Genomic DNA, 26,614 nt, shown 5'->3' on the forward strand with positions numbered 1-26,614 from the left:
TTTGTGAGTTTTATAACTATCTATTTATTATTTTTTTTATAATATTTTCACTAAAACTGGATGTGAATTTGGTTCAATTTAACCTTAAACACATCCAATTATGAAGAATATACGTTATTTTAGTTTATACTATAAAACTTCGACAATTGATTCACAAAGTCTAGACATATTATCGATAGTCATTCCGGCAACATTGATTCGTCCTGAATTAACAATATAAATACTATAATCATTACGCAATTTAAGTACTTGTTCTTCAGTTAAACCACTAAATGAAAACATACCATTTTGTTTGGCAATAAAACTAAAATCTTGGTTAGCGCCTTTGTCTTGTAGCGTTTTCACAAATAGTTGACGCATACGATGAATACGTTGACGCATGCCAGTTAATTCATCAATCCACTCTTCTTTTAATTCAGCATTGTTTAATATATAAGAGACAATCTTAGCACCATGAGCTGGAGGATTAGAGTAGTTGGCTCTGATAATAGTTTTGACCTGACTAAATGCTCGATCGGCAATTTCGCTATCAGCTGCAATTAAAGTGAATGCACCAACACGCTCATTATATAAACCGAAACTTTTTGAGTAAGAGCTAGCAATCAGTAATTCAGGTTGATTATTCGCAAACAGTCTAAGTCCATATACGTCTTCTTCTATACCTTGACCAAACCCTTGATAAGCGAGGTCAAATAGTGGTAACCAACCATTTTTTAAGGCTAACTCTGAAATTGTTTGCCATTGTTCTGGAGTCGGATCGATACCGGTAGGGTTATGGCAGCAACCATGAAATAGCACTGCTTCACCGGCAATAACTTGATTCAAATCACTCATTAAACCATCAAAATCTAGGCTTCGAGTTTGAGCATCATAATAACGGTATTCTCGAACTTCTAATCCCGCAGTTTGAAATACGCTACGATGATTAGGCCACGATGGATTGCTTATCCAAACTCGTTTTATTTTCGTACGGCGAGATAAAAAATCTGCCATAATGCGTAATGCACCGGTTCCGCCAGGGGCTTGCGCAGTTCTCGCTCGTTGATTTTCACTACCGAACAGTAAAACTTGAGTGGCAATATTAAATGAATTAACACCATCAATGGGTAAATAGCTTTTTGTGGTTTCATCATCTAGCAATAGATGCTCAGCTTTTTTTACACTTTCTAAAATAGGTGTTTTGGTGGTTTCATCTTTATAAACACCAACACTTAAATTAATTTTGTTGGTACGTTCATCCTTGTTGTAGAGATCCGCTAAGCCTAAAATAGGATCTGCTGGTGCTGCTAATAAATATTCAAACATAAGTTACCTATTTCTTTTAGTGACACTTATTGCATTATATACATATTGTTTGGCAAGTTACAATTTGTAAACCACAATGCACTTGAACCTCATTTGTACCACAGCTTAGTGATTATCGAAAGCTAATTATTATGCTATAACGATAAGTTTTTCAAGAAATGACGCTAAATCAGATGATAATGTTGTCAATTGTCCAGTTATTAAATCTTCTTTAACTACTTCACCAGTCAAATTATTTAATGCGACGATTTCAGTATCTTCATTGGTTGAGGCGATAAAAATGGTCGGCGTTCGCTTTAATTTTTTTTGTTGCGATAGGTGAGCAATTAAATTTTTTTCTAAATTTGAAAAGTCATCGTCATTCCATGCTTGCAATAAAATTAAATTAACGTCAGCAAATTTTGCTGTCAGATTTGCAGCATATTGTGTACCGTAAAATGTATGTGCACTTGGGTGGATTTTGATGTTAATAACTTGTTCTGCTATGGTTAAATCTCTTGGAGGATTAAGTAAAAAAGGTTGCCAATAAACGACTAGATTTTCAGTTTTGATAATGCAAGGCGAGGGTAAACCATGTAATTCTTCACTTTGTAGAGCATGTTCAAATTGAGCGATCCAACGCTGGGTATAATCAAGCAATGCTACTTTTTCTGGCGATTCCATAACTAAATATTATCTCATAGTTCATTTTATAATCGATAGTTGTTTAATATTATACGGACTAAATTGGCATATACACAATTGTTAAAGTTAAGTTTTTAAATTCATGAAATGTGTTATAAATTGATATAAAAAATTTGCCAAAGTTATTCCCAATTAAATGATGAAAAATTAATGGATAAAGCCTTTTTTTATTGTGTTTTCAGTTTAATTTTAGGGCAGTACAAAACCAGTATTAAATTGTTTATAAAATAGTCAGTTTAATTTACTTGCTATCCGTTGCTGAAACGTGAATAATAGACACGGATATTTTATCCATGTAATGCAGCAATGGCGTTAGACATTACAGTTTGTCAAAATAAAATAGCGTAAGTAGAATTATTATAATTAATTAATATGTTTATTTTAAACAATCATATAAAGATTTAGTGGTTTGTTAAATTGTAGAAAAAATAGAATTTGCAAACTCATCATTGAAATAATATCAATAATTGTATGTTTAGTGGTGTTCAAAAAGTGCATAGGTGTTTTGAATGTAATATTACCTCTAAAAAGTGTATTGATGTTGGATAAGTTATACTGATTTCACATAAAATAATAACAAAAATAACACAAATAAAATAATGAATACGGTATAAAAAATATTTAAGTAAGTACTATTGTTTATCATTGTTAAAAATAAGCGTTTATTGTTAATAATAAAATTCTACCTACAGTTAATTTAGATTAATGAAGAGTGTAGAATAATGAAAAGAATGCTAATCAACGCAACCCAGCAAGAAGAGCTGCGTGTTGCCCTTGTTGATGGCCAACGCTTGTATGATTTAGATATCGAAAGCCTTGGTCACGAACAAAAAAAAGCCAATATTTATAAAGGCAAAATCACTAAAATCAATCCTAGTTTAGAAGCTGCATTTGTCTCTTACGGTGGTGAACGAGATGGTTTTTTACCTCTAAAAGAGATCGCTGAAAGCTATTTCCCTTCCAATATCTCTGGTCGTCGTAGTATTAAACATTTACAAGAAGGCCAAGAAGTTCTTATTCAAATAGAAAAGGAAATTCGTGGTAAAAAAGGTGCCGCTTTAACGACTTATATTAGTTTAGCCGGTAGCTATTTAGTTTTAATGCCAAATGATCCTAGAGCTGGCGGCGTTTCTCGTCGTATTGAAGGTGAAGAGCGTGCTGACCTTAAGCGTATTATTGATGCACTAGAAAAACCAAAAGGTATGGGGGTTATTGCGAGAACAGCAGGGGTTGGTAAAAGCCAGGATGAGTTGCAACAGGATTTGAATGCTTTAGTCAACTATTGGACTGCGATTCAAAATGAATCTAAAAATCATCCAGCGCCAAGTTTAATCCATAAAGAAAGCGATATTATTACTCGTGCATTCCGTGATTACTTGCGTGATGATGTTGGTGATATTCTCATTGATAATCCAAAAGTACTTGAAATTGCTAAAAAACGATTAGCTGATTTAGGCCGAGTTGAGTATGTTAGTCGCCTAAAACTTTATGAGGGTGATGTACCATTATTTAACCATTTCCAAATTGAAGGGCAGATTGAATCAGCATTCCAGCGTGAAGTTCGATTACCATCTGGTGGCTCTATTGTTATTGATGCGACCGAAGCATTAACTGCTATTGATATCAACTCAGCGAAATCTATCCGTGGTAGCGATATTGAAGAGACTGCATTTAATACTAACCTTGAAGCAGCGGAAGAGATTGCTCGTCAATTACGCTTACGTGATTTAGGTGGTTTAATTGTTATCGATTTTATCGATATGACGCCAATCCGTAATCAGCGTGAAGTTGAAAATCGCTTGAAAGAAGCGATGAAAACTGACCGAGCAAGAATTCAAACCACACGTATTTCTCGTTTTGGTCTACTTGAGATGTCTCGTCAACGTTTAAGCCCTTCGTTGCGTGAAGCTACTCACCATATTTGTCCGCGTTGCCAAGGGACAGGTACGGTTCGTGATAATAACTCATTATCACTGTCAATTCTTCGCTTAATTCAAGAAGAAGCGATGAAAGATAATACTGTGCAGATTGACGTGATTGTGCCAGTGCCAATTGCAAGTTATTTGCTTAATGAAAAACGTCGAGCCATTACCAATATTGAAAGAATGCATCCAGATGTTAAAATCGTTATTGCTGGTGATGAAGAGATGGAAACTCCTCTTTATAAAGTCATTCGTAAACGTCGTGGTGAAGAGACCGATGTATTAAGCTATAATTTACCTAAATTGATTCGTGAGCTTGAAGAAGAGGAAGAAGATCAAGTTACTGAATTGGTGGTAGAAGAAGCAGTATTATCTGGCCCTAAAGTAGAAGCAAGCAAAGCGCCAAAAGCAAAAGTTGAGCCGAAAAAAGTTGAAACATCAACTGGTTTATTCGGTGGATTGTTTAAAAAGATTCGCCAACTATTTGTGACTGAAAAAGAGGCTCCAAAACCTGAAGTTAAACCTCAGCAAAATAGACGACGAGACAATCAACGTTCAAATAATCGACGTCAACGTAATAATCGTAACAATAATGCGGCAGCTGCAGCAAATAATATAACTACTGAAGAAGTTAAAGAGCCGACACGTAACAATCGTCGTAGCAAACAAAATAACAATGGCAACACCAATACAGCGAATAATATCAAGGCAGATAAAGTAGTTAATGAGACTGCACAACCAAAACAAAAAGAAGCTAAGCCACGCAGACAACCACGAAACTTAACTAAGAGTGTTCGGGTCAAAAATAGTGATGCGCCAGTTCAGAACGAAAAAGAGCGTATTGTGATCCCTTCTTTATTGTTACCAATTATTGTTCCAGAAACAGGTGAAAATAAAGCTGTTGGCGAATCACAACCAAAACGTCAACGACGCACATCTCGACATTTGCGTATGAATACACCGCGTACCAAACGTCGTGGTAAAAATACTGAACTAAAACAGTCGCCAGTGCCGTTGTCATTTGCTGCTGCGTCTTTAGAGCTAGCATTAGGTCGGGTAGCGGTTGATTATAGTCAAGTGAATAGTGAACAACCAAATAACGTCGTACCAGTCATTCCTTCACTTTTATTACCAATCGTAATTAAAGATGAGGTGAATACTAATAGTGCTGAAAAAGCGGTTGTTAGTGACCCAAAACCACAACCAAAAGCAGCAACTAGCTCTCAAGCTGATATTGATGTTCAAGAAAATAAACCTCAGACCGATGAAGTTGTCACCATGCCGGCAACAGAAACGACTGCTGGTTATTCTTCATCAGCAATGACAAAGGCTCCTGCTCCAGATTATGTAGAATCTAATAGTGGGATAAAAACTCGAGAAGAGTTAGATTATCATTATGAAGGTAAAGGTAATGCGGGTGGCTTAAGTGCGCAAGATCACGCTTATGCTGCAGCAAGTAAACCGGTTATACCTGAGTAGTGTATAGATAAATAACGGTGACAAATGTCGCCGTTATTCTTAACTCATAATAGCGATAAAGATAAACAATGATTATCTATATTTTAAAAAAAATAGTGACGTTTTTATTTATTATCTGCGTGCTTGCCCAGATCAGCTTTTGTCTGGTTTATTTTGTTCCTCAATCTATTTTTAGTGATTTAACTTTTATTGATGCCTATAGCGCTTTTTTTAAGCAACTATTGCAAGGTCAATTTAGGTTAATGTCTGGTGAAACAGTTCCTTTTTTCGATACGTTATTAACGACATTTGAGCTTTGTATTTTAGCGTTACTTGTTGCGTTATTTATTGGTATTCCGTTAGGGATTTTTCTTGGTTTAAGTAATACAAATTGGCTAAATACCACAATTCGATTAGGTTGTTTAATCTTTTATTCTTGTCCGATTGTTATGTTAGCAACATTAGTGATGTTTTATCTTTCATCAACATTGCCAATGTCAATGAACTTCGATATATCAATATCAGTAACGGGGAGTTCTTTATTAGATATTATTCTTTCATCGCGAGCAGACAAATTACCGGCACTTTGGGAACAACTGCATTATTTACTTTTGCCAACAATCATTTTAGCGATTCAGCCAAGCATTGTGACTATTCAATTAGTCAGTGAAAATGTTAAAAACACTTCAAGGCAAAACTATATTAAAATGGCAATTATACGCGAGCGCTCACCATTTAAGATTTTACGCCGACACTTATTACCAAATTCGATTCCGGCGACAATCCCACAATTGACATATAATACAACGACTCTATTATTTTCAACGATGGTGATTGAAATCTTGTTTAACCGTGTTGGTCTTGGCCAATGGGTTATGTTGGCTTATCGTAATCATAATTATTTTATTATTTCGATAGCAATCCTTGCTTGTGGAACAGTAATTAGCTTATTAACTTTATTAGGTGAGATAACTGCTATTGCTATTTATCCATTACGTCATAAGGAACATTATGTCTAGGATGAACCAGTTAGCCAAGAACATGAAAATATGCTTGCATAAACTGCATAGTAATTTGTACTTAATTGTCAGTTTTTATGGGATTTTGGGCATAGCTTTTATTGCATTATCAACTAAATGGTTTTTTCATGCTCATTTAAATCCAGTATATGTCGCTTCTTTACCTCCTGCTTGGTGGCCAACTGGTGATATCAATCATATATTAGGAACAACGGCTCAAGGACAAGATATTTTCGATTATTTATTGATCGGCTATCGGTCAACTATCTCAATGACATTAAAAGCGGTTTTTTATGTCATTATCATTGGTGGTGTGATTAATTATTTGATGTTTTTTGTCGCATTTATTCGACCGTTTATCTTATTTATCTTTAGATTCTTTATGGTTGTGCCACCATTATTGGGTGTGATTGTAATTAGTTTGCTATTAGAAGATGATATTACCAATATCTTAGTGATCATTGGTTTATCTTATGCGCCAAGATTTATTTATAATATCCATCAACGTGTTATTAAAGAATGGAATAAAACTTACATCACCGCTTATCGACTTGATGGTTTATCTTCATTTTCTATTTTAAATCATTATATTGTACCTAATATCCTACCGGTTTATTTGACCGAGATAGTGTCATTATTTGGTTCTGTTATTTTAGCTATCACAACCATTACGTTTTTAGGCTTTGCGAATGATTTTTCTCGACCTGATTTAGGCATGATGATGTTTAAGATGAAAGACATAATGGATGTTAATTTATTAGCCTTTTTAGCTCCAGGAATTGCCGTCTCTGTTACGATTATTTTGGTTTATTTATTCAATTTTGGGTTATATGGTCAGCGAGTAGGGCATTAATCATGGCACTATTAGACATTCGTAATTTAACTATTGAATTTATTACTCCTGATGGCCTGTTACGGGCGATTGATCGCGTCAATTTAAAACTATCAGAAGGCGAAATTCGAGGTCTAGTTGGTGAATCAGGTTCAGGTAAAAGTCTAATTGCTAAAGCGATACTTGGTGTCACTAATCATAATTGGAAGATTTCTGCTGATCGCTTCTATTTTAATGATGTTGATTTATTGAAGTTGACACCGAAACAACGGCGAAAAGTGATTAGTGATAATATTTCGATGGTATTCCAAGAGCCACAATCTTGTTTAGATCCGTCTATGAAAATTGGCCAACAATTAATTGAGGCCATTCCGCGAAGAACATTTAAAGGTCATTGGTGGCAACGACTGTTTTGGCGTAAGAATCGCGCGATTGAGTTACTACATCGTGTTGGGATTAAAGATCATAAAGAAATACTTAAATCATACCCATTTGAATTAACGGAAGGCGAATGTCAAAAAGTGATGATCGCTATAGCATTAGCTAATCAACCTAAATTACTTATTGCCGATGAACCAACCAATGCCATGGAAGCGACAACCGAAGCGCAAATATTTCGTTTGCTTGCGAGTATGAATCAAAATATGGGGACAACTATTTTATTGATTAGCCATGATTTGCAAATGGTTACTCGCTGGACTGATCGTATCAATGTCCTATATTGCGGACAAACAGTTGAGGTTGCTGATAGTGAAGATTTGATTAAATCACCTTATCACCCTTATACTCAGGCATTGATTTATGCTATTCCTGATTTTGGTAAAGCGATGCCGCATAAAAGCCCTTTAAATACCTTACCTGGCGTTATTCCATCATTGGAACATTTACCCATTGGTTGTCGATTGGGGCCTCGTTGTCCTTATGCACAAAAAAAATGTATACAAGCACCAGAACTTATCCCAATCAAAGATCATTCGGTAGCCTGTCATTTTCCATTAAATACTGATGAGTAGTTTGAGATATAGGAATAGTTAATGAACCCAATATTAAAAGTCCGAAATTTATCAAAGCGATTTAAAATCCCTAAAGGACTCTTTGGTCATTTACAAATTGATGCTGTCAAACCTTTGTCATTTTCGCTAAATGAAGGGAAAACGTTAGCCATAATTGGACAAAATGGTTCCGGAAAATCGACATTAGCTAAAATGCTGGTTGGTATGATTAAACCAGATAGTGGCGATATTTGGATTGATGGTAACAAAGTAGAATATGGCGATTTTGGCCATCGTTCTCAACTGATTCGCATGATATTCCAACATGTTGAAAGTTCATTTGATCCACGGCTTCGTATTGGCCAATTGCTTGAAATTCCACTTAAACGCAATGCCAATTATAGCAGTCATGAACGGGAAAAATTAATCAATGATGTTTTAAAACAAGTTGGTTTATTACCGGAACATGCCTCTTATTATCCGTCAGTGATGGCTGCAGGCCAAAAACAACGAGTCGCTTTAGCTAGAGCTCTAATTTTAAAGCCTAAAGTGATAATTCTTGATGAAGCTTTAGCCGCATTAGATATTTCAATGCGTTCACAAATTGTTAATTTAATGTTGTCATTACAAGAAGAGCAACAGATATCTTATGTTTATGTCACACAAGATATCGGTATGATGAAACATATTAGTGACCAAATTATCGTGATGAATAATGGTGAAGTGGTCGAATATGGTAATACTGCCGAAGTTTTAGCTTCGCCGCTAAGTGATATTACTCAAAAACTTATCAATAGTTATTTTGGTGAAGCATTAACAGCCGATACTTGGCGGACAGATACTCGAGCTTTTTAGTTTTATTTTGCAGCAGCATTAACCAAATAACGCAGTTATTATTCTGATTTTGTTTAAAATATTCTATTTATTTTCCAATAAATACTCGACAAATTTTTTAAAACGCTCTATATTTAGCTATATAGATTTCTAGACGTCCGTTTTTCAGTGTTATAGAAGATAATTTATTATTGTTAGGAGCTTTTGTTATGCCTATATGTATTCCTGATTCATTACCGGCAGTTGATGTTCTTCGTAATGAAAATGTATTTGTGATGACTTCAACGCGTGCTAATACTCAAGAAATTCGTCCACTTAAGCTTCTTTTCTTAAATTTGATGCCGAAAAAAATAGAGACTGAAAATCAATTTTTGCGGTTACTTTCTAACTCATCTTTACAGGTGAATATTCAGTTATTAAGAATAGATCAGCGTGAATCTAAAAATACGCCAATAGAACATTTGAATAGCTTTTATTGTGATTTTGATGATATTCGTGAACAGAATTTTGATGGACTTATTATTACTGGAGCACCATTAGGTAAAGTCGCTTTTTCAGATGTTGTGTATTGGCCTAAGTTAGCTGAAATTATTACTTGGGCGAAAGATCATGTAACTTCAACTATGTTTGTTTGTTGGGCGGTGCAAGCGGCATTAAATGTCTTATATGATTTACCTAAATTCACCCGTTCACAAAAGTTATCCGGTGTTTATCAACACCAAATCTTGCAACCAAATGCTATTTTAACCCGTGGTTTTGATGATACATTTTTAGCACCACATTCTCGTAATGCTGATTTTCCAATTGATAAAATTAAAAACTATACCGATTTAAATATTTTAGCTGAGTCAGATATAACTGGCCCATACTTAATGGCAACCGCTGATAAACGAATGGCGTTTGTTACTGGGCATCCAGAATATGATTCATTTACTTTGGCTAATGAGTATTATCGTGACTTGAAAGCTGGTATAAACCCTGAAATCCCTTTTAATTATTTCCCAGAAAATAATCCTAATTTAACTCCGAAAGCAACATGGCGAAGTCATGCTTATTTACTATTTAGTAATTGGCTTAACTATTACGTTTATCAATTAACGCCATTTGATTTAACGACTCGTAATTTGACAATTGATGATTAACTTTAATGATAGATGGATTTATTAAATGAATAACTCCATCTATTTGATAATTATTAAATATTGCTAATTATGTTAAGTTACTAAAATTAAAAAACTGAGTGATATAGTTTTTCAATATCTGATATATTTGTTTCTCTTGGATTTCCTTGTGTACATACATCAGCATACGCTGCTTCGGCTAATGCTGTTATGTCTTCCTTCTTCACGCCAACCATATGTAAGTTTGTTGGAATTTTGACATCATTATTTAATTGGAAAACGGCATTCACGGCTGCATTTCGAGCATCTTCAATTGTCATATCTTCAGTATTTTTTATCCCCATTGCTTTGGCTATATGACGATATTTTTCACCTGTGTACGGTGCATTATATTGCATGATATGAGGAAGTAATATTGCATTCGCAACACCATGAGGAACATTATAAAAAGCACCTAATGGATGTGCCATACCATGAACTAAGCCGAGACCAACATTTGAGAATCCCATTCCAGCAATATATTGACCTAAAGCCATTTGTTCAACGCCATTGAGATCACCATTCACCGAATCGCGTAGTGAACGAGAGATAATTTCAATTGCTTTCAAATGAAACATATCACTCATCTCCCATGCACCTTTTGTGATATAGCCTTCTATTGCATGAGTCAGTGCATCAATCCCCGTTGCTGCTTTTAAACTGGCTGGCATACTAATCATCATATTAGGATCAACTAAAGTCAAAACAGGTATATCGTGAGGATCTACACAGACAAATTTTCTCTTATTTTCTTCATCGGTAATAACATAATTGATAGTCACTTCTGCTGCTGTTCCCGATGTGGTTGGAATAGCAATGATTGGGATAGACGGTTTTTTGGTTTCTGCTAAACCTTCTAAACTACGAATATCAGAAAATTCAGGATTATTTATTACAATTCCAATCGCTTTAGCGGTATCTTGCGGTGAACCACCACCAATCGCTATTAAATAATCTGCATTTGATTGCTTAAATATCTCTATTCCTTGTTTTACTATACTAATTGTTGGATTAGGCATAACTTCATCAAATATTTGATAATCTAATTCTGCCGAATCAAGTAACTCAGTAACCTTAGTTGCAACTTTAAATTTAATCAGTTCTTTATCAGTAACAACTAAAGCTTTTTGATAGCCGCGTTTTTTTACTTCATCTATAATATTATGAATCGAATTCACCCCAAAATATGCGGTTTGATTCAAAATCATTCTATGACTCATTTTTAACCTCTTTCTTTATTAATATGAAACTGAAGATGATTTATTGGGGCTTTTTAACTGTTTAAAGTGTTTTAATCTTTCATCAATAGCCTGCATATACAGCATTGTATCCACACCTACAGCAACGAAATTTGCTCCCCATGAGATACATTTTTGCGCCATTTCGATATCAACAGCTAAAAACCCAGCAGCTTTACCTAATTGCCTAATTCTTCTAATTGTTTTTTCAATTATTTTTTGTACTTCTGGATGCCCAGCATTATCTGGATAACCTAAGGATGCGGATAAATCTGCAGGGCCAATAAATACGCCATCTACTCCTTCGGTCATAACAATTTCATCAAGATTTTCGAGTGCTTTTTTACTTTCAACTTGTACTAACAGACAAAGTGAATCATTGACTTGTTGCATGTACTTTTCAATTTTTCCCCAGCGGGCAGCTCTTGCTACACTAGCACCTACGCCACGGGTTCCTTCGGGTGGATAACGTGTCGCTGAAACTACAGCCTTTGCTTGTTCGCCTGTTTCAACCATTGGTATTAATAATGTCTGAGAACCAATATCTAAAATCTGTTTTATGTTAGCTTGACTACCTTCTAAAGGGCGCACGACAGGATGACTGGCATATGGAGCGATTGCTTGTAGCTGGGTGAGTAATGTTTGTGCTGTATTTGGTGCATGTTCACCATCAAGTAGTAACCAATCATATTCTGAGGTTGCAGCAATTTCAGCCATATAAGATGTCGCTGAAGATAACCAAAGGCCAATTTGTAAATTTCCTTTGGTAATTTCTTGTTTAAATTTATTTTCCAATAGTTTTTTCATTATGTTATCCCTAATGTATTAGGAGCTTATTGATAAAATCAATAAGCTCTGTTTGTTAACTATTTTTGTTAGTTTGTTTTAGCATGAATATAGTTATAGTGCCGATTATTGTTATCAGTGCTAAAGTTAGTAAGCCTGCTATATTGTTATTAAAAAGCGTTTCTGCTTTTACACGAATAATTGGTGCTAAAAAACCACCAAATGCACCAAACATATTAATAAATCCTATGCCTGCAGCTAGGGCTGCTCCAGATAAAAGGTTAGTTGGTATAGTCCAAAAAACAGGTTGTACCGCAATAAAACCAATCGCCGCAAAACAAAGGGCAATAATTGCAATACTAGGACTTGCAAGTGCAGAAATTCCAATACCTAGACCTGCTACCAATAATGTTATAGCAGCGATATTTCTTCTTTCTCCAACTTTGTCTGAATATCGAGGAATAAAATAAGTACCGAATAATGCAGCAATCCAAGGAATTGCCGCTACGAGTGAGGCTTTAAAACCAACCGTTGTTCCCATTAATTGAGCAACTTGTGTTGGTAAAAAGAAAATTAGCCCATAAACACTAATTTGAATTATCATGTAAATAATGGCTAGATGCCAAACAGTGACATTACTGATAGCATCGATTATTTTAGATGTTGTTTTTACACTCTCTTCTGATGATAATTTTTCTTGTAATGCTTGTTTTTCATTTTCATTTAAAAATCTAGCATTACTGATGTTGTCATCAAGGTAAATAAAAGTAACAATACCAGCTATAACAGCAAGAATACCTTCAATAATAAACATCCAGTACCAACCTGGGTGATCTAAAAAGCCATGCATTTCTAATAAAGCACCAGATAGCGGTGAGCCAAATGTTAGCGCTAAAGGTGCTCCCATATAAAATAACCCCATTATTCCTGCGCGATGCTTTTGTGGGAACCATTGCGAAGTTAAATAGATCATCCCCGGGAAGAAACCAGCTTCCGCCATACCAAGCAGTACACGAACGGTTAAAAATTTCCATTCAGAATCAGCATAAGCCATTGCGGCGGATAATAATCCCCATACTAAAGTTGTACCGCCAATCCAGTAACGAGCACCAAATTTACGCATTAATAAATTGGCTGGTGCGCCTAAAAAAGCATAAGCTACGAAGAAAATACCGGCTCCAAGTGCAAATGCTTCATTGCTGAGCCCTGTATCTAATTGATATGCTGATTTGGCAAAGCCAATATTTGCACGGTCTAAAAATGCTAATACGTATAGTATTAACATGAATGGAACAAGTCTTAAACGGGTTTTGCTTACCGCTTTTTCGAGAATATTAGACATAAAAATCCCCCTCTCCATAAAAATTACAGAGATATAAATGATGTTCATATGAAGAAAATAATTTTATTGAATCTAAAATCGCAGTTTTAAGTTCCTTTTAAAACTGCAATAAATCAATAAATAAACTTATTCTTCCTCATATAATTAATGAGAATAAGGACGAATTAATTTACATTCACGATTTAATTCAACACCAAATCCTGGTTTATCAAGTACTGATTTATGAATTCTTCCATTTACAGGAACGGGTTCATCAATCAATATTGGATCAAATTGCGGACGGAGTGTTGAACAATCAGGACTCGTCATTAAAAACTCACTAAATGGGGTATTTGTGAATGTAATTACTGCATGGTGAGAATAAACGGATGAACCATGAGGTACGACCAGTTGTCCTTTTGATTTCGCAATTGCAGCAATTTCAAGTAATGTGGTTAAGCCTCCACACCAACCAACATCTGGTTGCATGATATCAATTCCAGTTTCAGATAATGTTCTAAATGATTGAATTGTTCCATGATGTTCACCAGATGTGACCATCATTCCTGGCGGTGCATTGCGTTTTAACTCTCGGTATCCTTCATATTGTTGCGGAGGTAAACATTCTTCAATCCATTTTAAGTTATAAGGCGCACAAGCATAAGCAAGTTTTGTGGCATAATTTACGTCTTGACTCATCCAGCAATCAAGCATTAGCCAAAAATCAGGTCCACACTTTTCGCGCATGTCGGCAACCATTTCCGCATCTTTTTTGATGCCTTGATCTCCATCATGTGGTCCCCAATGTGTAGGCATCTTGCCACCAATAAAGCCCATCTCTTTTGCCAAATCAGGGCGAGCACCAGTTGCATAAAATTGAATTTCATCACGGACTGCACCACCTAATAATTTATAGACAGGTAGATCAGTCACTTTACCAAATAGATCCCAAAGGGCTAAATCTACACATGATATCGTGTTCATCACTAAACCACCTGAACCAGAATAATACATAGTTGCATTCATCATTTGGTCGTGAATTAGTTTGATATCAGAAACACATTTTCCTTCAATAAATCTATTTAGATGTTTTTCAACAATAAAACATCCCATTTCTCCGCCTGTTGATACGGCAAATCCAATTTGTCCATTATCAGCTTCAACTTCGACAATAAGTGTTCCAAGGACGTTAATACCAAAAGATTGACGTGATTGTTCATAGTCTTTATACTTGCTCATTGGCGTGGCGATATGGTCGTCGATCCAGTGGTGGCCGCCCTGATCGTGATAGTCTGCCCCGCCACTACCTTTCTCGGCGGTTGCTCCTCCCATAAAATAAGCTCTTACTTCTTTTATTTTTGGTAGCTTCATTTAATTTCTCCTTTAAAAGTTACAAAAATTATTCGTACATAAGACAACCCAATTCTTTTGAGATATCTTTTGCACATTCCTTGATTTTAATCGTAATTTCCGGTAATACATGGTCGGTTATTTGAAATGTTGTTCCTACAGCCGATATTGCCGCAGCAATATTATTTTGTGCATTAAATATAGGTGCCGCTATGCATCTTATATTGATATAATCCTCTTCATTATCAAAACTACAACCTTGTTGACGAATCTTGGCCAATTCAGTATGTAATGAACTAATGGACATAATTGTATTTGCAGTTTTTTGTTCGAAAGAAAGTTGGTTAACGATTTCAGATATTTTTTCGCTAGGTTGGAAGGCTAATAAGCATTTGCCGACGCCAGAACGATAAAGCGATACTTGTTTTCCTACATAAGAACGAACACTGATCGTGCTGTGTGATTCACATTTCAAAATATAATAAGCGGTTTTGTTATCTAAAATTCCTAAATGAGTTAAAAGCCCGGTATTATTGGTTAATCTGGCAAGATGTTTTTTGGCTATTTCTCTAATATCAAAACAATTTGAAGCAAGCTCACCTAACTCAACTAATTTGATCCATAAAAAATAATCACCATTCTGATCTTGTTTAATAAATTGATATGACTTTAGTTCTTCTAGTAAAAGATAAGCAGAACTTTTAGGTATTTGTAGGCCATTGATTATTTCTGCGGCACTGCATCTACCTTTAGATGAGATAAAGTTAAGTATTTTGATTGTTCTTTGTAAAGCGGGTACTTTAGACATACATTCCTATATATTGTACTTTTATCCTGTATATTGGATGAAGTAGATTGTACTTTCATCAAATATTGGTACAACTATTTAATCGCATTATTGTGAACTTGATCATAAAAAATTTATAATTTACAATTGGTTATTCCTTTATATTGGAATTTTTGGGGTTGTTCCAATATAAAGGAATTTAAAATAGTCTAATTTATAAGATGTCTTAAATTTGAATGTTGTGATTTAAATTGAAATGATGAAATAGTGTGGTTTTAAATTAGAAACGATTTAGTAGTATAAATAAGATAACATGCAAATATTAGTTAGGTGGTATAGACTCCTCAATTATTTTTACAAATAAACTTTATCAATCAAGCAAAGATAATAATTATCTGAAAAAATAATTAACCAATAAGAATATTGATTGATAAAGATTAATACATACCATACTATTGGCAAAAACACTGGTTAAAGGTTAATGTTATTATATCTTTACTCATTTTTGCACGTTTTTATGAGTAGTTTACTCATACTTAAAACTTAATAACATGGTATAGAATCCTCAATTATTTTTACAAATCAAATTCAGTAACTCGAACCTAAGTAATTATATTTCTATGCGAAATATGTTTTTATTGTTTTTCTGCTGCTATTAAGAACATTGGCGTTGAATGATAGTTAATTTGTTCAATTTCATCCCAGACTATCTTTGATATATCGTTTTCAATATGAATATTTTTATAACCAATTGATTGTAAAATCTTCTTATCCCATTCAGGTCTAATTTCTTTACTCAATGGTAGTAATTTGGCGATTCGTTCCATTTCTTGCGTATTGGTTTGTCGATAATGATCTTCAATGCCATAATTCATGGTATTTTGTCTATCCTGCATATATTGTGAATAAAGATCTTTATTAAAAAGAAATAGGTACCAGTTGGCATCAAAATTAAGTAATTTACCTTTAGCACTTAACACTCTAAACCATTCTTGATATGCTAAAGTTGGATTACTCAAATTCCACGTAACATTACGCAATATAATTAAATCAAAACTACTGTTTTCGAATGGTAAGCAATGAACATCTGATAAAACAAAATTAACCTTTACTTGGTATTGTATTGCATTGTTTTTTGCTTGATTTATCATTTCTTCAGTAGCATCTACAGCAGTTACCTCATGTCCGGCTAAAGCTAACGTGATAGCTAAAAAGCCGGGCCCAGCGCCTATATCTAATACACGTAGTTTTTCTTTTTGTGGAGCATGATGCAGAATTAACTTTTGCCAGATAATTCTTTTTTCAGTTGCTAGTTCATCTTGATTGGTTTGACTGTACTCTTTTGCTCGGTTTGCCCAATAAATGATAAGATCCCTTAAAATATTATCATCAATATTATTCGCTAATATCACTTAATCTTCTCGCTTTTTATTTTGAATTTTTAATTATTTTTTTATAAATTTTTATTGCAGCACAGGCAGCACCATAGCCATTATCAATATTCATTGTCATAATTCCTCCTGCGCAACTTGATAAGCAAGCATTGAGAGCAACATGTCCTCCACTAGCTACACCATATCCTACGGATGTCGGCACAGCAATAATAGGAGTATCAATAAGGCCAGCTAAAACAGTAGGTAATGCCGCTTCCATACCTGCAATAGCAATAATAATGCTGTATTTTTGTAAGTTAGAAAGTTGTTGTTGTAGACGCCATAATCCTGCAACACCAATATCCTGATATAAATCTGCTTTTATGTCATGGTAATTTAATGTAATTAGTGTTTCTTCACACACTGAAGCATCAGACGAACCAGCAGAGACAATAGCTATATGAGTTTGTTCTTTTTCATATACTGATTCTTGTTTAGCAAATATAGCACATTGACTAATTTCATGATACTTGATTTGTTTTTGCCAATAGTTATTTAAATTATTATATTTTTTATAAGATAAACGAGTGAATAGTAGTGATGTTTGGTTTTGTTCAGCAATAGATAAGATCTTTTCAAGTTGTGTAACTGTTTTATATTGGCTAAACACAGCTTCTGAAATACCGCATCTTTGGCTTCGTTCAAAATCCATAATAATATCAGTGGATTTCATTTTTATTGCTCCTTTGAAATATAATCAACTGTTTTTAACACCAATAAACGCACTTCCTTTTTCATAAGTTGATATTTCGATATCATGTGGAATGGCTAGCGGAGTAATGATAATTTTTATTTTATTGATAATAAGATCTCTTTGATAATTTGTTAATTGTTCAACAATATGAGATTCCAATTCAAGTACTACTTTATCATTACGTATCCGAAATCTAACCAAAGATGCTTTTAATTCTAAACGAATGATATTTTCAATTTTATCAATTGTTTGTAGATAATTAGCGTTAATTTTAACACCTGTTTCAATACGACTTGATAAACAAGGTGATGCAGGAATATCCTTTAAATCATCAAGTTGAAAATAATTAGCTATTTCCCTTATCATTGCTTTATCAATGTTTAGTTCAACATAGGGTTGTCTTACATTTTGTTCTTTTGCTGCTATTAGTCCTGGTCGATAATCACCTAAATCATCTAGATTTGTTCCAGTTATCAAAACGCCATGGTTTAGTTTTTTCAATTTTTCAAATAGACAGCTTTTACAGTAATAACAGCGATTGACGGGGTTATTTCTATAAGATTCATTATTTAACTCTCCAGCATCAATAAATTCTATATGCCAACAATATTTGTTGGCATATTCTCGGATACGATTAGCATCTAAAATAGGAACAGAAACCGATGTTGAATGAGCAATTAGAGCTTCTTTTCCTATAGTTTTATTGGCTATATAAGCAAGTAACATACTATCAATGCCACCACTTGTCGCAATTGTGCATGTTGTGATTGTTTGGAACCATTTTGTTAGTGATAAAATGGTTGATTCAATATCTAAAGTTGTCATGATTTGATATCCTTTTCATGATCATTAAATTTTTGACTAAGGTTTTTTAAGGCTGTTTGCTCAATTTTATATTTAATTATTTGGCATTCAGCATATGATTGATTTATTAATTTTAATTTGTCAGATTCTAATTTCGCCGTGTAATTATGATTAGGGCGAGTAGCGATTTTCACTGGCCATTGTTGTTGGTCTACATTTAACGTGATCTGCTTTCTTGAAAGTTTGAAACGATTAACAGGCCAATATCTAACGCCTAATGTACTGGTTTCTATAAATAATTGGTGGCAGATATCGGTTAATTGTTTAGATAAACATAATATCTCTATTCGGTTCATCCAACGTCCTTTTTTGCCTTTTATTTGTAGGCTAACTAAATCAATTACGCCAGATAATATCCTTAATTTATCTTCTGCTATTGCAAGGCTTTCAGATGTCATATCATCAATATCACATTGAATAATAAAAATACTATCTTGTTCTAAATTAGCTTGTGATTGTGTTGTAAAAACATTGGCTCTTAAAATATTTGGTTTTTGTTTAAAAGTTCGCTGTCCGCAACCATAACCACTTTTAACAAATGAACCATTTAAGAAGCTTGAATTGTGCTTCATTAACCAAGTAAGAATAGCCGCACCTGTTGGGGTGATGCGCTCACCAATTTCATCATCATGAATCCATTGAAAATTTGTTAGTATTTTTAATGTAGCTGGCGCAGGAACGGGTAAGGTTCCATGTGCACATTTTATCGAACCTTGTCCCCATGGTAGAGCGGAACAAGACCAACTTGATACATTGCTATTGGTGATTAGAAATGCAGCTGTGATTATATCGATTATGGCATCGTCGGCACCTACTTCATGTAGAGCTATATTTTGTAAATCAATGCCATGTATCTCGCTTTCTGCTTGAGCAAGAATCATATAAATTTCTTTTGCACATTGGTAAATTTTATCATTTGCTTTAATTTGATTTAATTTTTCTAAGATGTCTTTCCATGTATAGTGTTCATGATTAGTTGTTTGAGTGTTTTGAGTGATAAAGTGAGATTGCGCTTTTAATGGTTTTAATGTCAGATGTTGAGTATCATCAATTGATTGATTATTTTTTAAAACAACAAATTGTTTACCTAGAATCTCTTTTTGCCGTGTTGTTTTGATTTCAAATTGATATGTGTTAAATATAGCTAAACGAGATAAAAAGATCCGTAATGGGGATTCTAGTTCAGGAAATGCATCTAGTATTGCTGAGCAGAACATATCTCCTGCTATCCCTCCAACTATGTCCAGATGAATATGCATTATTTAAACCTTTAAAGTTTTCCAAAATACAATGTACTTAAAATTGATTCTAAATACATTGTATTATTTAGATTAGTTATTTAATTTGTATCTTACTTAATTTATTTGGTTATTTTTTTATAACCTAATTATTTGTACCTACATTTTTGGGCAGAATAAAAATAAGAATAGAACCAATTACCACCACAATACCAATTGATAATAAACCGGCAGCAGGAGTACCGATGATATTTTCAGAATGTTGTCTTAAAATAGGGGCGCCAAAACTAAACAATGCACCAAACATATTGACAAAACCAATACCAGCAGCTAACGCATTACCAGTTAGAATTGATGAAGGCATAATCCAGAAAATAGGTTGGCAGGCAAAATAAGCTGTACCCGCGATACATAGCGCAATAATGGCAGGTACAGCTCCAACATAAGCCGATAATCCCAATGCTAGTCCACCGACTAATAATGTTGTTGCACAGGTATTACGTCTTTCTTGAACTTTATCTGAATATCTAGGTATAAAAAATGTACCTAATAATGCGCATAACCATGGTAATGTTGTAACTAAAGATGTCATGAAGTTAACTTTGCTTCCCATGATGCTAGCAACTTGACTTGGTAAAAAGAAGATAAGACCATATACACCACATTGAATACAACCATAAATAATAGCAAAGTGCCATATTCTTGGATTTTTTAATGCATCCATAAGCTTAGCTGAAGCAGCTTTCTTGTTGTTTTCTTCTGATTGCATTTGATTTGCCAGTAGTTGTTTTTCTTCGGCAGATAAGAATCTTGCTGTTTCAGGGGTATTGTCTAAATAGAAGAATGTCCAAATACCTGCAATAATTGCAAGTGCACCTTCAATTATAAACATCCAAAACCATCCCGGATGGTTTAAAAATCCATGAAGTTCTAAAAGAGCGCCAGAAAGCGGTGAACCGAATGCCATAGCTAATGGCGCCCCCATATAAAATAAGCCCATCACGGCGGCACGATTTGCTTGAGGGAACCATTGTGATGTTAAATAGATCATACCTGGAAAGAACCCAGCTTCAGTAATACCAAGTAATATCCTGATTGTTAAGAATTTAACTTCTGAATCAGCAAATCCCATTCCTGCTGATAAAACACCCCAAGCTAATGTAGTTACACCAATCCAATTTCTGGCACCAAATTTCTTTAGACATAAGTTTGCTGGTGCACCTAAAAATGCATATACTACAAAAAATAATCCTGCTCCTAGTGCATAAGCTTCATTACTTAATCCAATGTCAATTTGGTAACTTTCTTTGGCAAAACCAATATTTGAACGGTCTAAAAATGCTAAAACATAAAGTATTAACATAAATGGAATTAATCGAATTTTTGTTTTTTTTATTACCGATAATAAGTTAATATTACTCATAGAGAACTCCCTAGCCTTCAATTGAAGACTATAATTTAAATTTTTAATAATTCTTAGCTATTATTAATCACATATTTACATGCCAATACCTATATCAGTTACATTGTTATTGTCATCAAAAGATATGTATTCAGGTTTAGTTAGAATCTCGATTTGTGGATTTGACTTTGCATCTTCAAGCATATTTTCTGAAATATAAAACTCATCAATATGTAATGTATTAGCTATTCTGATAATGCGTGCTTCTTTTCGTCCATCTAAAATAATGCATGTCTTAATAGCTGCTTGCATGGCTTGTTTATCATTAGCTAATATTACTGGTACATAGCCATCTTGGCTTAATCGAGAGGTTAGTACATTTGGATAAGTCTCAGGAAAATCTACTTTATCTAACAAACGTTGAGTTGAAAAATCCGCAAATCCCATTCCGGTAGCATTTCCACCACTTTTTTCATGTAGATCTAAAACAACTATACGATCAGGACGGATTGTGGCAATAGGTTGCATAAATGGTGTACAAGCTCGGCCTGTTACATGACAATCCATACCTCCACCAGAATAAATTTTTCCCATTAGATCAACAATACAAACATCGACATTATCAAACATCACTTTTGGGAAATAGCTTTTCGATTTTGATAACAATATTTTTTCGCGCTCTTCAAGTTTATTGGCAGGAATAGCTTCGATATCAACAACTTGATCATAGGCGTTTTCGATTGTTCCGATTCCGAATAAGAAAGGTGTATTGGCAATTTTAACTTTTGCCATCTCGACAATATTATTTGCCATACAACCAAATCCATAAGTATGGCAAGAATCAGCGCCTTTTTGTTTAGCAAAACCAATTGAAAGCATTTTTATAATTCCACTTTCAATTGGTGCAGTAAATGCGTTATGTGCTTTTATACGATTAATACAAATAATACCATCAGCTTGCATGGCATTTTTATCCATTAATACTTCAAGCCCATTAGGTAACTGTCCTACTTTTATTGTTTCCATTGAAGAGCGAATTTCACATCCTAAAAATTCCTCTGTCATACCTAATTTTTCAAGTACATGAATTTGTCCTTCCGCAGTAGCTCCTCCATGACTCCCCATAGCTGGAACACCATAAGGTTTAGCGCCTAGAGCTTTTAACTCATTAATCACCGCTCTTGCAATTAAGTGTATTTTGGCTATACCTCTACTACCGAGACCAACTGCAATGAACATGTCTTTTTTTATTAAATTTTTGATTTCTGGCTTCGAAAATTCAGCGTGAACTTTGGCATCAATATCTTGAATTTCTTCGGGTGACTCAAAGTGTTGCTTAACCCTTACCATCCTAGGTATTTTTACATCATTAAGTAATTCATCAACAAATGACATAGTTTTCTCCTTATTTGTAATATCATTAAGATTTAAAAGAAATATTACATAATTGCACCGGGCTGCCATGGGACGAATTCAAGTGAGCCGTATCCAAATTTTTCACTTTTAGTCTTTTCACCAGAAGCAACAGCTAAGATTGTTTCAAATATTCGCTTACCTGCTTGCTCTAATGTTTCTTGTCCATCAGCTACATCACCACAATTAATATCCATATCTTCCTCTTGGCGACGCCATAGAAAGTTGTTGGATGCGATCTTTATGCATGGTGTTGGTTTTGAACCATATGCAGATCCTCTTCCTGTTGTAAAACACATAATGTTGGCTCCACCAGCAATTTGGCCCGTGCATGCAAATGCGTCATATCCAGGGGTATCCATAAATACCAAGCCTTTTGCGGTTACTGGTTCTGCATATTCATATACATCAATCAGATTAGTACTTCCTGCTTTACAAATCGCGCCAAGTGATTTTTCAAGAATGGTCGTTAATCCACCTTCTTTATTGCCTGCAGATGGATTATTATTTAATTCTGCGTGACATCTTTTGGCATAATCCTCCCACCATAAGATTCGATTAATTAGTTTTTCGCCCACTTCTTTGGAAGTCGCTCGGCGAGTAAGGATATATTCAGCACCATAAATTTCAGGGGTTTCGGCGAGTATTGCTGTACCTCCTTGTTGTACGAGTAAATCGACAGCTACGCCAAGTGCAGGATTAGCAGAAATGCCTGAATAACTATCAGAACCACCACATTCAAGTGCCAAAACTAATTCTGATGCAGGCACTTCTTCTCTGGTGTATTGATTTGCTTCATTTAACATGCTTTCAATAATAGTTACACCTTTATCGAAAGTTTTTTGTGATCCACCAGTTTCTTGAATAGTCATATGTTGTAGCATAGGACCTTCATTTAATCCTTTTACTTGAATAAGATCTTTGATTTGATTTGATTCACAACCAAGTCCAATTATTAGAATACCGGCAAAGTTAGGATGATTTGCATAACCACTCATTGTGCGTTGCATCATCTTCATCAAATCACCTTTCATATCCATGGCACAACCAAAACTTTGAGGTAGGGCTACGATTCCATCTATATTGGGATAATCAGCTAATCCTTTAGCTTTAAAGTGATCTTCAAGGCGACGTGCAACTGTTGCACTACAGTTGACGGATGTTAGTATGCCAATATAGTTACGGGTTGCTATTTGGCCGTTTTTACGCTTATAGCCCATGAAAGTCCTTTTTTCACTAGCCATTGGCGTTTCTTGTTTATCTGCACAAAAGTCATATTCGTGTCCATAATCACCCATTTTTAAATTATGTAAATGGATATGTTCTCCAGCTTGAATATCACAAATTGCATAACCTATAATTTGATTATAGCGTTTAATTGGTTTATCTTTTTCGATATTGTGAAGTGCTATTTTATGTCCTTCTTTTATATCGGAAAGTACAGAAACATTTGTTTCTTGAATCATGTACCCTTTGGATACTGGAAAACGAGCTATGGCAACATCGTCATTGGGATGAAGTATGATTACTTTAGATACTTCGCTCATAATTTGCTCCTAAAACTAATTAGTAATAAATTTTTATAAAATCTTTGAATCGGATAATAATTTTTCTAGAACTTTCTTTTTATCGGAGGTTAATGGCATTACTGGAGCTAAAACTTCCGTCGAAATATCGACGCCAGAAAGTTTTATTGCTTGTTTGATTACGCCAAAGAAAGGTGATTCAATGGCATAGACTGGCATTAATTTTGCAAGTTGACGTTGTAATTTGAATGCTTTTTCATAATCTTTTTCAACGAAAGCTTTATAAATTCCTTTAGTAATTTTTGGTGCAAAATTAAAGGTTGCAGGAATACCACCGTGGCCGCCAAGAATAAGGGTGTCTAACATATATTCATCAAAGCCACTGAAAATGATAAAATCTGGACGGAAGGCGTGAACTCTGTTGATGATTTCTCGGGTATGGCTGATATTATCAATAGTATCTTTCAAACCAATAATATTAGGCAAATCCTTTGCCAGTCTTGTAATAACATCAATACCTATATCTTGACCGGTTAATGCCGGAAAATTGTAAAGTAGTACAGGGATATCGATATTTTCAGCAACAGTTTTATAATGGTTATAAATCGCATCACTATTTAATAAAGCATAATAAGGATTAACAACTAAAACTGCATCAGCACCAATTTGGGCTGCATGTTTGCCATATTGAATCGTCTCAGCAGTGCTTGGGCTTGATATGCCAAGCATAACTGGAATACGTTTATTGATATAATTTACTGCGAATTCAGCAACTTCATATCGCAACTTAGGCGGCATATGGCAGAACTCACCACCACTACCTAGAATCAAAACACCATCAGCTTCGTTATCGATTAGATGATCTAATAATTTGCCCATTCCTTTTTTATCTAGTTCCCCTTTTTTATTAACGATAGTAGGGACTGGAGGGAATATACCTTTAAATTTTTCTAAATTCATTTTTTCTCCTTGTTCATAATGTAGAACATTATTTCTTAGACGAGAACAAATTATTGGTAAAAAAATTTAGAATTGCAATGTATTAATTCAAAAGAAAATTAATTTTGTGATCATCCTCTCATTGTCGAAAATAATTTTTTTGTTAATTAAATTTTTCCGTATAATGAAATATAGTTCTTTTTATGGGAATTTTTGAATATTATTAATTAAGAGGTAAATATGATTTATTACATTCCGCCGGTTAATTTATTAGGTAAAGGATGCTTATCTGAGTTAGGTGTACCAGTTAAAAAACTTAATTGTCAGAAAGCATTTGTTGTTAGTGATAAGTTTTTAGTGGGCAATGGTACTGTAGATAGAGTAGTAGATATCTTAGCAAAAGAGGGCATTGAATCGGTTATTTTTTACGATGTAAAACCGAATCCAACCGTTGCTAATGTTGAAAATGCACTAAAATTATGTCAAGAATCTAACTGTGATTTTATTGTCTCTATTGGTGGTGGATCACCTCAGGACTGTGGTAAAGCAGTTGCTGTGTTAGCGACAAATGGCGGTAAAATTACTGACTATGAAGGGATGCATAAAAGTAAACATAAATGCTTACCAATTGTGGCAATAGCAACAACAGCCGGTACCTCTGCTGAGGTGACGATCAACTATGTTATTACCGATGAAAGTAGACATGTAAAAATGATTATGGTTGATCCGAATACATTGGCGTCAATAACGGTTAGTGATCCTGATTTAATGATCTCAAAACCAGCCAATTTAACTGCGGCAACAGGTATGGATGCATTAACTCATGCTATTGAAGCTGTAGTGGCTAAAGGCGCGATGGATGTTACTGATTCAACCGCATTATATGCGATTGGTCAAACCTTTAAATATTTAGCTCGAGCGGTTAAAAATGGTAACGATATCGAAGCAAGAGAACAGATGAGTTATGCCTGTTTTTTAAATGGGATTGCCTTTAGTAATGCTGGTCTGGGTAATGTTCATGCTATGGCTCATCAACTAGGTGGTCTTTATGATTTACCTCATGGGGTATGTAATGCAATGTTATTATCGGTAGTTGAAGAAGAAAATGCTAAACATGCGCCAGAAAAATTTAGAGTTATCGCAGAAACAATCGGATTAGAGACTAAAAATAAAACGGATCAAGAGTGTGTTGATTATGTGATAAAACGAATTAAAGATTTGGCACAAGAGGTAGGTATTCCTAAATCTTTAAAAGAAATTGGTGTTGATAATCCAGATTTTGAATTATTGGCTGAAAATTCGATGAAAGATGCTTGTGCCGGAGCAAATCCAGTATTTTTTGATAAACAAAAATTGATTGAGTTATTTAAGAAAATAGCTTAACAGCTAATTTATCCAATGAGTTAAAATAATATTG

22 protein-coding genes are annotated in these 26,614 nt (G+C 34.4%); 7 read left to right on the forward strand and 15 right to left on the reverse strand.

The annotated features are described in order from the left end of the window. Nucleotides 1–129: 129 nt before the first annotated feature. Both AC5LWZ_RS02345 and syd read right to left on the reverse strand, forming a co-directional pair. On the reverse strand, nucleotides 130–1,305 hold the full coding sequence (locus AC5LWZ_RS02345) for an amino acid aminotransferase (RefSeq protein WP_493463911.1): 1,176 nt from the start codon (nucleotides 1,303–1,305) through the stop codon (nucleotides 130–132). Nucleotides 1,306–1,434: 129 nt separating this feature from the next. Continuing rightward, the gene (gene syd, locus AC5LWZ_RS02350; RefSeq protein WP_493463912.1) at nucleotides 1,435–1,968 is read right to left on the reverse strand and encodes a SecY-interacting protein; all 534 of its coding nucleotides are present in this window, start codon (nucleotides 1,966–1,968) and stop codon (nucleotides 1,435–1,437) included. A 743-nt stretch (nucleotides 1,969–2,711) separates the two neighbouring features. Between syd and rne the strand changes: the two genes are divergently transcribed. From rne to metA, 6 genes are all read left to right on the forward strand, one after another. Next, nucleotides 2,712–5,390, forward strand: a complete 2,679-nt coding sequence (gene rne, locus AC5LWZ_RS02355) for a ribonuclease E (RefSeq protein ID WP_493463913.1) — start codon at nucleotides 2,712–2,714, stop codon at nucleotides 5,388–5,390. A gap of 68 nt (nucleotides 5,391–5,458) precedes the next feature. Then, nucleotides 5,459–6,388, forward strand: coding sequence for an ABC transporter permease subunit (locus AC5LWZ_RS02360; protein WP_294893016.1), 930 nt, complete (start codon nucleotides 5,459–5,461; stop codon nucleotides 6,386–6,388). Further along, entirely contained in the window at nucleotides 6,381–7,241 is an 861-nt protein-coding gene (locus tag AC5LWZ_RS02365; RefSeq protein ID WP_198201771.1) for an ABC transporter permease subunit, read from the forward strand. The genes AC5LWZ_RS02360 and AC5LWZ_RS02365 overlap by 8 nt, the downstream gene beginning before the upstream one ends. 2 nt (nucleotides 7,242–7,243) lie before the next feature. After that, entirely contained in the window at nucleotides 7,244–8,233 is a 990-nt protein-coding gene (gene sapD / locus AC5LWZ_RS02370) for a putrescine export ABC transporter ATP-binding protein SapD (protein WP_086362748.1), read from the forward strand. A 21-nt stretch (nucleotides 8,234–8,254) separates the two neighbouring features. Beyond that, nucleotides 8,255–9,067, forward strand: a complete 813-nt coding sequence (locus AC5LWZ_RS02375) for a peptide ABC transporter ATP-binding protein (protein WP_493463914.1) — start codon at nucleotides 8,255–8,257, stop codon at nucleotides 9,065–9,067. 188 nt (nucleotides 9,068–9,255) lie between these two features. After that, a complete protein-coding gene (gene metA / locus AC5LWZ_RS02380; RefSeq protein ID WP_086362750.1) occupies nucleotides 9,256–10,188 on the forward strand; it encodes a homoserine O-acetyltransferase MetA in 933 nt (310 codons plus the stop codon). A gap of 86 nt (nucleotides 10,189–10,274) precedes the next feature. Here metA and fucO read toward each other — a convergent pair whose 3' ends face one another. From fucO to AC5LWZ_RS02445, 13 genes are all read right to left on the reverse strand, one after another. Further along, nucleotides 10,275–11,426: a lactaldehyde reductase gene (gene fucO / locus AC5LWZ_RS02385; protein ID WP_110448593.1), complete on the reverse strand. Its 1,152-nt coding sequence runs from the start codon at nucleotides 11,424–11,426 to the stop codon at nucleotides 10,275–10,277. Between the two features lie 18 nt (nucleotides 11,427–11,444). Further along, the gene (yfaU, locus tag AC5LWZ_RS02390) at nucleotides 11,445–12,251 is read right to left on the reverse strand and encodes a 2-keto-3-deoxy-L-rhamnonate aldolase (protein ID WP_198222335.1); all 807 of its coding nucleotides are present in this window, start codon (nucleotides 12,249–12,251) and stop codon (nucleotides 11,445–11,447) included. A 55-nt stretch (nucleotides 12,252–12,306) separates the two neighbouring features. Next, nucleotides 12,307–13,572: an MFS transporter gene (locus tag AC5LWZ_RS02395; protein WP_198222333.1), complete on the reverse strand. Its 1,266-nt coding sequence runs from the start codon at nucleotides 13,570–13,572 to the stop codon at nucleotides 12,307–12,309. Between the two features lie 144 nt (nucleotides 13,573–13,716). Next, nucleotides 13,717–14,922 carry an L-rhamnonate dehydratase gene (gene rhmD / locus AC5LWZ_RS02400; RefSeq protein ID WP_086362754.1) on the reverse strand — a complete coding sequence of 402 codons (1,206 nt, stop codon included), beginning with the start codon at nucleotides 14,920–14,922 and terminating at the stop codon, nucleotides 13,717–13,719. A 28-nt stretch (nucleotides 14,923–14,950) separates the two neighbouring features. After that, nucleotides 14,951–15,709 (reverse strand): IclR family transcriptional regulator, encoded by a 759-nt coding sequence (locus tag AC5LWZ_RS02405; protein WP_110448589.1) that lies wholly within the window; start codon nucleotides 15,707–15,709, stop codon nucleotides 14,951–14,953. A gap of 614 nt (nucleotides 15,710–16,323) precedes the next feature. Next, the gene (locus tag AC5LWZ_RS02410; RefSeq protein ID WP_493463915.1) at nucleotides 16,324–17,100 is read right to left on the reverse strand and encodes a class I SAM-dependent methyltransferase; all 777 of its coding nucleotides are present in this window, start codon (nucleotides 17,098–17,100) and stop codon (nucleotides 16,324–16,326) included. Nucleotides 17,101–17,116: 16 nt separating this feature from the next. Further along, the gene (larB, locus tag AC5LWZ_RS02415; protein WP_493463916.1) at nucleotides 17,117–17,794 is read right to left on the reverse strand and encodes a nickel pincer cofactor biosynthesis protein LarB; all 678 of its coding nucleotides are present in this window, start codon (nucleotides 17,792–17,794) and stop codon (nucleotides 17,117–17,119) included. Between the two features lie 24 nt (nucleotides 17,795–17,818). Beyond that, on the reverse strand, nucleotides 17,819–18,640 hold the full coding sequence (larE, locus tag AC5LWZ_RS02420) for an ATP-dependent sacrificial sulfur transferase LarE (protein ID WP_198201764.1): 822 nt from the start codon (nucleotides 18,638–18,640) through the stop codon (nucleotides 17,819–17,821). Beyond that, a complete protein-coding gene (gene larC, locus AC5LWZ_RS02425; protein ID WP_198201763.1) occupies nucleotides 18,637–19,938 on the reverse strand; it encodes a nickel pincer cofactor biosynthesis protein LarC in 1,302 nt (433 codons plus the stop codon). The genes larE and larC overlap by 4 nt, the downstream gene beginning before the upstream one ends. Before the next feature lie 124 nt (nucleotides 19,939–20,062). Next, nucleotides 20,063–21,340 carry an MFS transporter gene (locus AC5LWZ_RS02430; RefSeq protein ID WP_198201762.1) on the reverse strand — a complete coding sequence of 426 codons (1,278 nt, stop codon included), beginning with the start codon at nucleotides 21,338–21,340 and terminating at the stop codon, nucleotides 20,063–20,065. A gap of 75 nt (nucleotides 21,341–21,415) precedes the next feature. Beyond that, entirely contained in the window at nucleotides 21,416–22,714 is a 1,299-nt protein-coding gene (locus AC5LWZ_RS02435) for a nickel pincer cofactor-dependent isomerase, group 22 (protein ID WP_198201761.1), read from the reverse strand. 44 nt (nucleotides 22,715–22,758) lie between these two features. After that, nucleotides 22,759–24,279 carry a UxaA family hydrolase gene (locus AC5LWZ_RS02440; protein ID WP_198201760.1) on the reverse strand — a complete coding sequence of 507 codons (1,521 nt, stop codon included), beginning with the start codon at nucleotides 24,277–24,279 and terminating at the stop codon, nucleotides 22,759–22,761. A gap of 33 nt (nucleotides 24,280–24,312) precedes the next feature. Beyond that, nucleotides 24,313–25,218: a dihydrodipicolinate synthase family protein gene (locus tag AC5LWZ_RS02445; RefSeq protein ID WP_493463917.1), complete on the reverse strand. Its 906-nt coding sequence runs from the start codon at nucleotides 25,216–25,218 to the stop codon at nucleotides 24,313–24,315. A 219-nt stretch (nucleotides 25,219–25,437) separates the two neighbouring features. Here AC5LWZ_RS02445 and AC5LWZ_RS02450 point away from each other — a divergent pair, with 219 nt between their 5' ends. Beyond that, complete coding sequence (locus AC5LWZ_RS02450; RefSeq protein WP_110448584.1) at nucleotides 25,438–26,580, forward strand: iron-containing alcohol dehydrogenase; 1,143 nt, start codon at nucleotides 25,438–25,440, stop codon at nucleotides 26,578–26,580. Nucleotides 26,581–26,614 lie beyond the last annotated feature (34 nt).

Source organism: Gilliamella sp. LMG 34362, from assembly GCF_984569125.1.